General features: G+C 61.0%; 9 protein-coding genes (1 of these 9 cut by a window edge). 5 read left to right on the forward strand and 4 right to left on the reverse strand.

The features are described from left to right. Nucleotides 1-3,620, reverse strand: partial view of a non-ribosomal peptide synthetase gene (locus HUW52_RS21620; protein ID WP_175554867.1) — the beginning only. It extends 8,701 nt beyond the left edge of the window; only the first 3,620 of its 12,321 coding nucleotides appear in the window; its start codon is at nt 3,618-3,620; its stop codon lies off the left edge, out of view. 243 nt (nt 3,621-3,863) lie between these two features. Further along, a complete protein-coding gene (locus HUW52_RS21625) occupies nt 3,864-4,601 on the reverse strand; it encodes a thioesterase II family protein (RefSeq protein ID WP_049802100.1) in 738 nt (245 codons plus the stop codon). 129 nt (nt 4,602-4,730) lie between these two features. Here HUW52_RS21625 and HUW52_RS21630 point away from each other — a divergent pair, with 129 nt between their 5' ends. Further along, the gene (locus tag HUW52_RS21630) at nt 4,731-5,864 is read left to right on the forward strand and encodes a cupin-like domain-containing protein (RefSeq protein WP_175554868.1); all 1,134 of its coding nucleotides are present in this window, start codon (nt 4,731-4,733) and stop codon (nt 5,862-5,864) included. Between the two features lie 111 nt (nt 5,865-5,975). Here HUW52_RS21630 and HUW52_RS21635 read toward each other — a convergent pair whose 3' ends face one another. After that, nucleotides 5,976-7,148 carry an MFS transporter gene (locus HUW52_RS21635; RefSeq protein ID WP_175554869.1) on the reverse strand — a complete coding sequence of 391 codons (1,173 nt, stop codon included), beginning with the start codon at nt 7,146-7,148 and terminating at the stop codon, nt 5,976-5,978. 251 nt (nt 7,149-7,399) lie between these two features. Between HUW52_RS21635 and HUW52_RS21640 the strand changes: the two genes are divergently transcribed. The 4 genes from HUW52_RS21640 to HUW52_RS21655 all read left to right on the forward strand — a co-directional run bounded on the left by HUW52_RS21640 (nt 7,400) and on the right by HUW52_RS21655 (nt 11,414). Then, a complete protein-coding gene (locus HUW52_RS21640) occupies nt 7,400-8,200 on the forward strand; it encodes a glucose 1-dehydrogenase (protein WP_175554870.1) in 801 nt (266 codons plus the stop codon). Continuing rightward, nucleotides 8,193-10,019, forward strand: a complete 1,827-nt coding sequence (locus HUW52_RS21645) for a glycoside hydrolase family 15 protein (RefSeq protein WP_175554871.1) — start codon at nt 8,193-8,195, stop codon at nt 10,017-10,019. Before HUW52_RS21640 ends, HUW52_RS21645 begins: the two co-directional genes overlap by 8 nt. A 360-nt stretch (nt 10,020-10,379) precedes the next feature. After that, nucleotides 10,380-10,769, forward strand: a complete 390-nt coding sequence (locus HUW52_RS21650; RefSeq protein WP_175554872.1) for a hypothetical protein — start codon at nt 10,380-10,382, stop codon at nt 10,767-10,769. Nucleotides 10,770-10,781: 12 nt separating this feature from the next. Continuing rightward, nucleotides 10,782-11,414 carry a BRCT domain-containing protein gene (locus tag HUW52_RS21655; RefSeq protein ID WP_175554873.1) on the forward strand — a complete coding sequence of 211 codons (633 nt, stop codon included), beginning with the start codon at nt 10,782-10,784 and terminating at the stop codon, nt 11,412-11,414. A gap of 8 nt (nt 11,415-11,422) precedes the next feature. On the opposite strand, the gene HUW52_RS21660 is transcribed toward HUW52_RS21655, so the two are convergent. Then, entirely contained in the window at nt 11,423-12,409 is a 987-nt protein-coding gene (locus tag HUW52_RS21660) for a GlxA family transcriptional regulator (RefSeq protein ID WP_175554874.1), read from the reverse strand. Nucleotides 12,410-12,434: the final 25 nt, after the last annotated feature.

Consider the following 12,434-nt stretch of genomic DNA (forward strand, 5'->3'; position numbering starts at 1 on the left):
GCGCGCAGCAGCGGACCGTTTTGCAGATCGAGACTGCGTTGAGCCTGATTGCACAGCGCCTGCAACTGTTCCGCCGACTCGGCGTCACGCAACCACAGATCAACACTGTCCACCAGCGGGCCATGGTTTTGCTGCCAGCCTTCGGCGCTTTCGACAAAACGCAGGCGCAAGGCGTCGTGATGATTGATCACCTGCGTCAGCGCGGCATCAAGCCACTGTGCATTCAAGCTCGCGCGCGGGGTCAGCAACAGCGACTGGTTCCAGTGTTCACGCAGCGGCATTGCGCGGCTGAAGAAATGCTGCTGGATCGGCCCGAGCACAGCGTCTCCGGTCACCGGCCCTTGATCCACCGAGGTCTGATTATCCAGCGTGGCCACCAGCGCGAGGCTGCGCACGGTCTGGTACTGGAACAGGTCGCGCGGGCTGAGACGAATCCCGGCCTGCCGCGCACGGCTGACCACTTGAATCGAGATGATCGAGTCGCCGCCCAGTTCGAAGAAGTTGTCTTCGAGGCCGACGCGCTCAAGGCCGAGCACGTCTTGCCAAATCGCCGCCAGGGCTTTTTGCAGCGCATCCTGCGGCGCGACGAACGCCTGTTGCGGCGCGGCGTCGGGTTGCGGCAAGGCTTTGCGATCAAGTTTGCCGTTGGCGGTGACCGGCAGTTTGTCCAGCGTCATCAGGTAGGTCGGCACCATGAATTCCGGCAGGCTGCCGAGCAGCCACGCCTTGACGTCCTGCTGCCACTGTTCGTCCGGCTGAGCCTGTTCCAGCACAAGGTATGCCACCAGGTGCTTGCCACCCTGCACCAGCACCACCGCTTCGCGCACCAGCGGATGCTGCATCAGGCGGGTTTCGATTTCACCCAACTCGATGCGCAGACCGCGCAGTTTCACTTGATGGTCGAGACGACCGAGGTATTCGATCACGCCGTCGGCACGTTGGCGCACACGGTCACCGGTGCGGTACAGCCGCGCGCCGTCGTGGAACGGGCACGGCACAAAACGCTCGGCGGTCAGCGCCGGACGCTGGTGATAACTGCGCGCCAGACCGGCGCCGCCCAGATACAGTTCGCCAGCCACGCCACTTGGCACCGGCAGCAACTCGGCGTCGAGGACGTGGGTGCGCAGGTTGGCGATTGGCTGGCCGATCGGCACGCTGTCCGCGCCTTCGTCAACGCAGGTCCAGTGGGTGACGTCGATCGCCGCTTCGGTCGGTCCGTAGAGGTTGTAGAGGCCGGCGTTCGGCAGTTTGGCGAAGACTTGCAGTTGCGCATCCAGCGGCAGTGCTTCACCGCTGCAGACGATGCGCTTGAGGCCCACGCAGCTTTCGACACCCGCCTCATGAATGAACGCCTGCAACATCGACGGCACAAAGTGCAACGTACTGATGCCGTGGCGATTGATGATGTCGATCAGTTGCAGCGGATCGCGGTGCGCACCTGGCGCAGCAACCACAAGACGCGCGCCGGTCAGCAGCGGCCAGAAGAATTCCCAGACCGACACGTCGAAACTGAACGGGGTTTTCTGCAACACCGAATCGCTGGCGTCGATCGCGTACGCTTCCTGCATCCAGCACAAGCGATTGACCAGCGCCGCGTGGCTGTTGCCGGCGCCTTTCGGTTTGCCGGTGGAACCCGAGGTGTAAATCACATAAGCCAGGTTCAGCGGATCGACGCTGACGTCCGGGCGGCTGTCGCTGTAGCTGTCGAGCAGGCCCGGCTGATCCAGTGTGATGACCTGCACGCCGTCAGTCGGCAGCGACGACAGCAGCGCCTCCTGCGTCAGGAACAAGGTGATGCCGCTGTCCTCGATCATGTACGCCAGACGTTCCTGCGGGTACTCCGGATCCAGCGGTACATAAGCGCCGCCAGCCTTGAGAATCGCCAGCAGCGCGACAACCATTTCCACCGAGCGCAAGGCGCAAACACCGACCAGACTGTCGGCCCGCACGCCTTGTTGACCCAGCAGATGCGCGAGGCGGTTGGCGCGGGCATCCAGTTCGGCGTAGCTCAGGGTCTGCTCGCCGAACACCAGCGCCGGCGCATTCGGCGTGCGCGCGACCTGCGCTTCGATCAGTTGATGGATCGGTGTTTCGGTCGGATAAACCGCGTGAGCGTTGTTCCAGTCATGCACCAGCGTGTGCTGTTCCTCGGCTTCCAGCAGCGGCAATTCGCCGACGCGTTGCGCCGGATCGGCGACCATGGCCGAGAGCAAGCGCAACCAGTGGCGGGCCATGCGCTCGATGGTCGAAGCCTCGAACAAGTCGCTGGCGTACGTCAGCGCGGCGTGCAACTTGCCGCCCTTCTCGTAGGTATCGAGGGTCAGGTCGAACTGGGTGGTGCGGCTCTGCCAGTCGAGGCTGTCGAGCACCAGGCCGGACGCCGTGCTGAGACTGGCGATATCGGCCACTTGCGGCTGGTGGTTGTACATCACCTGGAACAGCGGCGTGTGACTGAGGCTGCGCTCCAGTTTCAGTGCCTCGACCAGTTGTTCGAACGGCAGATCCTGATGCGCCTGAGCGCCAAGCGCGGTTTCCTTGATCGCGCGCAGCAGGTCATCGACCCGCGTCTGCCCGTCCAGTCGGGTACGCAGCACCTGGGTGTTGACGAAGAAGCCGATCAGCCCTTCGATTTCGCCACGGTTACGGTTGGCAATCGGCACGCCGACGCGCAAGTCGGTCTGGCCGGTGTAGCGATGCAGCAACGCGTTGAAGGCACCGAGCAAGAGCATGAACAACGTGACTTGATGCTGCTGCGCGGTGTTGCGCAGTTGCTCGGCCAGTTGTTCATCGACAGCGAATTCATAGCGAGTGCCGCGATAGCTCGGCATCGCCGGGCGGGCATGATCCAGCGGCAGCTCCAGCACCGGGTGTTCGTCGCCCAGTTGTGCTTGCCAGTAATCGAGTTGCCGCGCCTGCTCGCCCGCCTCCAGCCAGCGGCGCTGCCACAAGGCGTAATCGCTGTACTGGATCGGCAACGCGGCCAGTTGCGGCTGCTGACCGGCATCGAATGCGTCATAGCAACGGATGAATTCGTCGATCAATACGTTCATCGACCAGCCATCGGAAACGATGTGGTGCAGGGTCAGCAACAGGACATGTTCCTGCTCGGCGAGCTTGAGCAAAGTCACCCGCAGCAGCGGACCGACGGCCAGATCGAACGGCAATACCGATTGCTGTTCGGCGGCCTGCACCACGGCCTGCTCACGTTCGCCGGTCGGCAATGCACTGAAATCTTCATGCCTGATCATCAACGGCGCCGTGGCCGGCACCTGCAACAGGCTGTCATCAGCCTGGCGCTGGAACACCGTGCGCAGGGTTTCGTGACGCTCGACCAGGCTGGCGAAGGCTTGCTCCAGCGCGGCAAGGTTGAGGCGACCGCTCAGGCGCACTGCGCCCGGCAGGTTATAGGCGCCGCTCTGCGGATCGAGTTGCCAGAGAAACCACATGCGTCGCTGCGCGTAGGACAACGCCTGACGATCCTCGGCTTCGATCCCGGCCGGGATCGGAAACCGGGCGAAATCCACGCCCTCCTTTTGCAGGGCCGCGAGGAACATCTGGCGCTTTTCCAGGGGCAACCCGATAAACCGGCGAGCAAGTTTCAAGGAGTCTTCAGCATTCATTTCTCAGCATCCGGATCAGTAGGCAGGAAGCACAAAGGCACGTCATCCCTATAAAACGAATGCAGACCGGAAAAATTAGCGAATGAGAAGAACTGTCAGGCGGGAGGCAGAGCGGGGAATTTCAGATCTGCAAAACACCCTGTGGGAGCGAGCTTGCTCGCGAATACGGTATGTCTGCCAATACAGATGTTGACTGACATTGCGTCTTCGCGAGCAAGCTCGCTCCCACAGGTTCTGCGGTGTTCAGGCGGTTGCGGCCATGGCATGTCGGCGATGATGCACATCGAGCTGATCCTTGATCACCTTCAGCACCTTCGCCTCATGTTCATGAATAAAGAAGTGCCCGCCCGCGAGCATGTCTACCGAGAAACTGCCGCGGGTCTCCTTGCTCCAGCCGATCAATTGCTCGGTGGTGGCACGATCAGCCTTGCCGCCGAGCACATGCACCGGGCAGTTGAGCAGCGGTCGCGCCAGCGGTTCGAACTTGCCACACAGTTGAAAATCCGCGCGCAGGATCGGCAGGGTCAGGCTCATCAACTCTGCGTTGGCCAGCACTTCCTCGCTGGTGCCATTGAGCGTGCGCAATTGTTCGATCAATTCGGCGTCGGTCTTGGGATCGGCAAAGCCGCGATCGTAATCGGCACGCAGTGTAGGTGCCGCCGTGCCGGAAGCGAACATCGCCACCGGCTCCGGACAACCCAGCGCACGCAAGGCATGCGCCATTTCGCAGGCCAGCAACGCGCCAAGGCTGTGGCCGAACAGCGCATAAGGCGCTTTGAGTGTCGGGCGTAATTCCTTGGCCAGCTGCATTGCCAGTGCACGCATGTCGGTGTGCAGCGGCTCACCAAAACGCGCGCCACGCCCCGGCAGCTCAACCGGTTGCAAATGCAGCCATTGCGGCAGTTTCGGCCGCCAGCGGCTGTAGACCATGGCACTGGCGCCGGAATACGGCAGGCACAGCAGGGTCAGCTTGGTCACCACGCTTTCCTCGAAAAATTCATCTGTAGAGAGAGACGGATCCGGCGCCAGGCAAATTAGTCAGCGACCAGTAAATTCCCCCCACAGGCGCTCGTTAACTGTTCAGGCCAAAACCAATAATGAGGGATCACCGTGGACCTGCAGAGCATCCTGGGCAAACTGTTCGCCAATGCCGGTGCCGTCGGCATCGAAGGCGTTTTTCAATTCGTGTTTGGCCCGCAGCAGGCCTACTGGTCCGAGGTCAAGGCCAGCAGCCGCACCGTGCCCGGACGCCACGCCAGCCCGGACGTGACCATTGAAGTCGCCGAGCGCGATTTCCTCGGGATCATGAGCGGCATGGCCAACGTTGAAGAGCTGTTCGCCAGCGGGCGCCTGAAGATTGGCGGCAACATGGGCCTGGCAACGATGCTGCCGCAGATCATCGAACATGCGATGCACGGTCACGCCGTGGCGGAAAAAGTCGACATGAACAAGCGCTACCCGACACCGCCGCGCTTCAGCGAAAAACTCACCGCCAGCCTGCCGACCCAAAGCAGCGTCGAACGCCTTGCGCGCAGTGATCTGTCGGTCAACGAGTTCAAAAGCCGCTATCTGCCCAATGGCATTCCGGTGGTGATCAGCAATGCGCTGCACGACTGGCCACTGTTCAAGCTCAGCCGCGAAGAATCGCTGGTGCATTTCGCCGAGCTGCAAGGCATCACCCGCCATGGCGATTACGTGAAGAAAACCTTCTCCACCGAGCGTGATTTCCGCTCCACGTCGATGGCCGACTTCATTGCCTCGCTGGACAAACCGGCGGTCAAGGGCGCCGATGGTGAGCCGCCAGCCTACATGGGCAACAACATCCTGCCGGCGCAATTGATGCAGCAGATCAAGTACCCACCCTACTTCGACACCGCGCTGTTTATTCCGCCGCGAATCTGGATCGGGCCGAAAGGGACGCTGACACCCCTGCATCGCGATGACACCGACAATCTGTTTGCGCAGGTCTGGGGGCAGAAGACCTTCACCCTCGCCGCGCCGCATCATCGTGAAGCCTTGGGCACCTGGTCGACGGCGCCCAAGGGAGGTCTGGATGGCTGTGATTTCAACCCGGATGCGCCGGACTACGAGCGCTTCCCCGCCGCCCGCGACGTGACATTTCTGCGGGTGACGCTGGAGGCCGGGGATTTGCTGTTCCTGCCGGAAGGCTGGTTCCATCAGGTGGAGTCGGTGTCGACTTCACTGTCGGTGAATTTCTGGGTGAATTCGGGACGGGGCTGGTAACACTGCAAATCCTGTGGGAGCGAGCCTGCTCGCGAAAGCCATTTCACATTCGATCTGAATGTTGCCTGACACACCGCTTTCGCGAGCAGGCTCGCTCCCACAATGACATTCTCATTTCAGATGGCGATAACTCTGTACCGCTGAGCACAACACCACCGCCCCAGCCGCAATCGCCAGCCAGAAACCGCTGCGTGCACCGAAGGCATCCACCAGCCAACCGGAACCGGCAGCCCCGACGGCCACGCCGATACTCAAACCAGTCACCAGCCAGGTCAACCCTTCGGTGAGTTTGGCCGGCGGCACGATGCGTTCGATCAACGCCATCGCCACAATCAGCGTCGGCGCGAAGAACAGCCCGGCGATGAATACCGCCACCGACAAGCCGAAAATATTGCTCGCCAATAACAGCGGCAACGTCGTCACCGCTGTCGCCACGCCGCCGTACAAAAACAATCGCGGCAACGGCAGTTTCGAACGCATGGCGCCGAAGGCGATACCGGCCAGGCACGAGCCGATGGCGTAAACCGACAAGACGATGCTCGCCGCCGCTGGCTGCCCTTGTTGCTGGGCAAACGCGACGCTGACCACATCGATGACACCGACGATAACGCCCATGGCAATCATCAAGGCCAGCAACAACTGAACGTCAGTCGAACCAATGATCGAGGCGTGATGTTCAGACGTATGCGGGTGCACCGGTGGCTCGGTGCTGCGCTGGGCGACAAACGCCGTCACGCCAATCGCCAGCGCCAGCAAAGCCGCCAGCGGCCCGGCCTCGGGAAACACCGCCACGCACAAGCCCACCGACAGCGGCGGGCCGACGATGAAACACACTTCATCAAGCACCGATTCCAGCGCATACGCGGTCTGTAGTTGCGGCTGACCACGATAGATTTCCGTCCAGCGCGCCCGCACCATCGCCGACATGCTCGGCATGCACCCGGCCAGCGCGGCGAAAATGAACAACGTCCAGGTCGGCGCCTGCAACCGTGTGCACAGCAGCAACATCAACAGCGCGCCACCGCCGAGCAGCGCCGACACCGGGAGAATTTTTCCCTGCCCGAAGCGGTCCACGAGCCGTGAAACCTGCGGCGCGCAAAACGCCGTGGCCAAGGCAAACGTCGCCGCCACTGCACCGGCCAGTGCATAGCCGCCCTTGAGTTGCGAAAGCATGGTGATCACGCCGATACCGGTCATGGAAATCGGCATGCGCGCAATCATCCCGGCCAGCACAAAATTGCGTGCGCCGGGGGCAGAGAATAATTCGCGGTAGGGGTTTGCCATCGGTTGCAGCCTCATCAAGGGCCGCCAAGTTGCCATAGGGTCAGGTGTCGGGGAAGCGGGGAATTGTTGGTGGAATGTGAAGGCCCCTTCGCGAGCAAGCTCGCTCCCACAGGATTTGTGTACGCCGCAGATCCAGTGTGGGAGCGAGCTTGCTCGCGAAGGGGCCAGCGCAATCACCGCATCCCCCGAATGAACTCTCGGCGCCAGCCACCAGTCAGCTATGTAAGCCCTCACTCAAGGCGCGACCCTGCATGCAAATCTCCCTCACCGGACAAGTAGCCCTGATCACCGGCGCCAGCTCCGGCATCGGCCACGCCGCCGCCAAAGCCTTGGCCGCAGCTGGCGCGGCGGTGGTCATCAACTACAACCGCCAGGCAGAACCGGCCGAAGCACTGGCCCGGCAGATCATTGCCGAAGGTGGTCAAGCGCTGGCCATCGGCGCCGATGTCTCGAAGGAAGACGACGTTGAACGACTGTTCACCGAAACCCTCGACGCCTTCGGCTCACTGGATATTCTGATCGCCAATTCCGGGATGCAAAAAGACGCCGCCGCTGTGGACATGACGCTCGACGACTGGAACGCAGTCATCGGCGTCAATCTCACCGGACAGTTTCTCTGCGCCCGCGCCGCCCTGCGCATCTTCAATCGCCAGGGCGTTCGCGAAGGCGTGTCCCGCGCCGCCGGCAAGATCATCCACATGAGTTCGGTGCACCAGCGCATTCCCTGGGCCGGGCATGTCAATTACGCCGCGTCCAAGGGCGGTGTCGATCAGTTGATGCAGACCCTCGCGCAGGAAGTCAGCCACCAACGCATTCGCATCAACGGCATCGCGCCGGGGGCGATTCGCACGGCAATCAACAAAGACGCGACCGAAGGCGCTGCCGGCGAAAAGCTGCTGGAGCTGATCCCCTACGGGCGTATCGGCGACGCGGAAGACGTCGCCAACGCGGTGGTCTTTCTTGCCTCCGACGCCTCCGATTACATCGTTGGCACCACCCTGTTCATCGACGGCGGCATGAGCCTCTATCCGGAGTTTCGCGGCAATGGCTGAGCATCACCTGGAACGACAAAGCCCGATCGACGCCCACGGCATCATCGGCGACATGCGTAGTGCAGCGCTGGTCAATGATCGCGGCAGCGTGGATTTTTTCTGCTGGCCGGAGTTCGACAGTCCGTCGATTTTCTGTTCGTTGCTGGATACCCCCGACGCGGGGATCTTCCAGTTGGCGCCGGACTTGCCCGATGCTCGCCGCGAGCAGATTTACCTGCCCGACACCAATGTCCTGCAAACCCGTTGGTTGAGTGAGCGCGCGGTGGTGGAAGTGACCGATCTGCTGCCCATCGGAGACAGTGACGACACTCTGCCGCTACTGATGCGGCGGGTTCGCGTCGTCAGCGGCTCGGCGACTTTCACGATGCGCTGCGCCGTGCGCCACGATTACGCACGAGCCGACACCCGAGCACAGATGGATCAACAAGACGTGACGTTCAGCGCTTCTGGCCAACCTTCACTGCGCTTGGCTTCGGACCAGCCGATGCAGATCGACAAGCAAGCGGCGGTGGCGCAATTCACGCTCAAGCAAGATGAAACGGCGGCGTTCATGCTCGGTGCGACCGATGATCCACGATTCGCCGAAGGCGCCGGACACTTGTGCATGGAACGCACGCTGAAGTTCTGGCGCGACTGGATCGGTCAGTCGATTTACCGCGGACGCTGGCGCGAAATGGTCAACCGCTCAGCCCTCGCGTTGAAACTGCTGACGTCGCGCAAACACGGCGCGATTCTCGCCGCCGCCACTTTCGGTCTACCGGAAACGCCCGGCGGCGAACGCAACTGGGATTACCGCTACACGTGGATCCGCGACGCCTCGTTCACCGTCTACGCGTTCATGCGTCTGGGCTTTGTCGGCGAAGCCAATGCCTATATGGGCTGGCTGCGCGGACGGGTCAGCGACTGCCACGGGCAACCGATGAAACTGAATATTCTGTACGCCATCGACGGACAACAGGAATTGCCGGAAACCGAACTTGATCATCTGTCGGGACACGGCGGCGCGAAACCGGTGCGCATCGGCAATGGCGCGTATGAGCAGATCCAGCTCGACATCTTCGGCGAGCTGATGGACGCGGTGTACCTGGTCAACAAATATGGCGATGCGATTTCCCACGAAGGCTGGAAACATGTGCGCGAAGTCGTCGATCAAGTCTGTGAGACCTGGCAGACCACCGATGTCGGCATTTGGGAAATGCGCGGTGAACAGCACCACTTTCTGCACTCTCGACTGATGTGCTGGGTGGCGCTGGACCGGGCGATTCGTTTGGCGTCGAAGCGCTCGCTGCCGGCGCCCTTTGCGCAATGGGACCAAACCCGGCAGGCGATCTACGCCGACATCTGGGACAACTTCTGGAACGAGGAGCGCGGGCATTTCGTCCAGTACAAGGGCGGCACGGCGCTGGATGGCTCGATGTTGCTGATGCCGCTGGTGCGCTTTGTCAGCGCCAAGGATCCACGTTGGCTGTCGACGCTTGAGGCGATTGAAAAGACCCTGGTGCGCGACGGCATGGTTTATCGCTATCGCAATGACGACAGCAATATCGATGGCCTGGCCGGCACCGAAGGCGCGTTTGCCGCGTGCTCGTTCTGGTACGTCGAATGCCTGGCTCGCGCGGGGCAGGTAGAAAAAGCGCATCTGGAGTTTGAGCAACTGCTGCGTTACGCCAACCCGCTCGGGTTGTATGCCGAAGAGTTCGACGCCCATGGCCGGCATTTGGGCAACACCCCTCAGGCCTTGACGCATCTGGCGTTGATCAGCGCGGCGAGCTTTCTGGATCGACGTTTGAGCGGGGAAAAGAGTGAGTGGCAGCCGTAATGTTCGCCAGTGACTGTAGGAAATAGCCCATAACACGATGACTTTGTAGGATCCCTGTGGCGAGGGAATGTATCCCCGATGGGCTGTGAAGCAGCCCCAAAACCACCCGACTCATTCATCCAGAAGTACCGGAGCTTCTGAGTTTTGGGCCGCTGCGCAGCCTGACGGGGATACATCCCCTCGCCACATTTGGGCACACCTGCGGACTACAGCGGCTCAACATCCCCCACTTCAACCCTTCCCCGCAACTTGCACTTACACGCCGAAATACCCTGTTGCCAGCTGTTACATCCGCCCCTACCATCCACCGCAACGGGCACAGCGGAGCTGTCCAATAAAACCCGAATTCAAGGAACCAGAATGAGCCAGCACGTCCAGCGCACCATCGACACGCCCCTTCGCAGCGGCCTGACCCGCAACCAGCTCTGGGAAGCCGCGGACAAAGGCCTGATCAAATGCTGGGAAATCGGCCGCCAGCGCGCCACCCGCTTCCCCGACCTCGCGCAAAAATGTCTAGCCGGCGAACTGCCCGTGCTCGGCTGGAAAGGTGGCGTGAGCCGCAGCCTGAAGAAAAACGAGAAATATGGCTCGCTGAAATATCTGGCGCAGTGGCAAGGCTTGCGTGGTGAGGATCTGGATATCGATTTGAGTGAAGAGCGTTCGCTGACCTGTTCGCGGACGAAGATGCTGGTGACGTTTACACCGGATCGGACGAAGTATTTCAATCAGGTGGCGGAAGCCGAGGCTTAAGGAGAAGCAGCGATGGTCGATTTGCATCTGGAGTTTCAAAACAGTCGTTTCTTTCACGAAGCGCGGATTGACAGGCGTTCGGCCGACGCACTGGCAGGTATTGCTGTCGGGCTAGCCGCAGACGGAAAGATTAACCAGCAGGAAGCCGAGTTTCTCAAGACTTGGATCGAAACCCACTTGGTGCACTTGGAAGATCCGGTCGTAAACATTCTATATAGACGTCTTGCCAACATGCTCAGTGACGGCGTGCTGGATGCCGATGAGTCTGTTGAATTACTGGGAATGCTTCATCAATTCGCTGGTTTGCCAGCCGGTGCTGCGACCATGACTTACGCGCCTACTAGCCTTCCTTTCGATAACCCCGCCCCGGAACTTAGTCTGCCTGATCGAGTGTTCCTGTTTACCGGCGTGATGTCGTATGGACCACGCAAGGAATGTGAATCCTTGATCGTCGAGCGAGGCGGACTGATTGGCGGTTCCGTCAGCAAAAAGGTTCATTATCTGGTCGTTGGCAATATCGGCAACGAACAATGGTTGCACAGTAGCTATGGAACCAAGATAAAAAAGGCCGTTGAGCTCAGAGATAACGGCGTACCAATCGCCATTGTTGGCGAAGATCATTGGTTAAAAGTGTTGTTCGGTTAGGCATTTCCTTAAGGCATTGCTGGATCTGTTAAAGCGCTGACCGAAAACCGCTCCCGATAAGCCTGCGGCGTCACGCCCATCGCCCGCAGGAAACTGCGCCGCAGCGTCTCTTCGCTACCAAACCCGCAATTGGCAGCAATGCGTTTGACCGGCAACCCGGTATCACTGAGCAAGCGCCGCGCCGTCTCGACGCGGATCAACTCAATCGCCCGCGCCGGAGTCTGGCCGGTGTCGGCGCGGTAGTGGCGCACGAAACTGCGTTCGCTCATGCCAGCCTGCTCGGCGAGCGTAGGGACGCCGAGGTCGCAGGTGAGATTCTCGGCGATCCAGGCGTGCAACTCATCAAAGCGATTGCCCTGATTCTGCAAGGATAAGGTCACGCTGAATTGCGATTGCCCGCCCGGACGTTTCAGAAACACCACGAGGTGCCGGGCGACGTCCAGGGCGATGTCGCTGCCCAGATCCTCTTCAACCATGGCCAAGGCCAGATCGATGCCAGCGGTGACACCCGCCGAGGTCCAAACCGGGCCGTCGTTGATGAAAATCGGATTGGCTTCGACGCGCAAATTCGGGTGTTGCTGCGCCAGTTGTTCGCAACGGGTCCAGTGAGTAACCACGCGACGACCATCGAGCCAGCCACTGGCCGCCAACAGAAATGCGCCGGTACAGACCGAGGCCACGCGTCGACATTTGCCGGCATGCTCGCGCACCCAATCCACCAGCAGCACATCTTCGGCCGCCGGATAAATGCCCCAGCCGCCAGCGATGATCAATGTGTCGCTGGGCGCTACGGGCAATGCTTCGGCCAGCACCGCCAAGCCTGCCGACGACATCACCGCCCCGCCGCCACCGCCGGCGATCACACTCGGCGCATAAGGGATCGGCAAGCCGCGCTGACGGGCAATGTCATTGGCCGAGGCGAACACCTGCAACGGCCCGGTGACGTCGAGGATCTGCATATTGGCAAACGCGAGTACGTGGATGGCTTTGGGCATTTGGCGTAATTCGTGGGTTGATTGG

Origin of the sequence: Pseudomonas sp. 43A (assembly GCF_013363935.1) — a bacterium.
GTDB classification, from domain to species: Bacteria; Pseudomonadota; Gammaproteobacteria; order Pseudomonadales; family Pseudomonadaceae; genus Aquipseudomonas; species Aquipseudomonas crudilactis.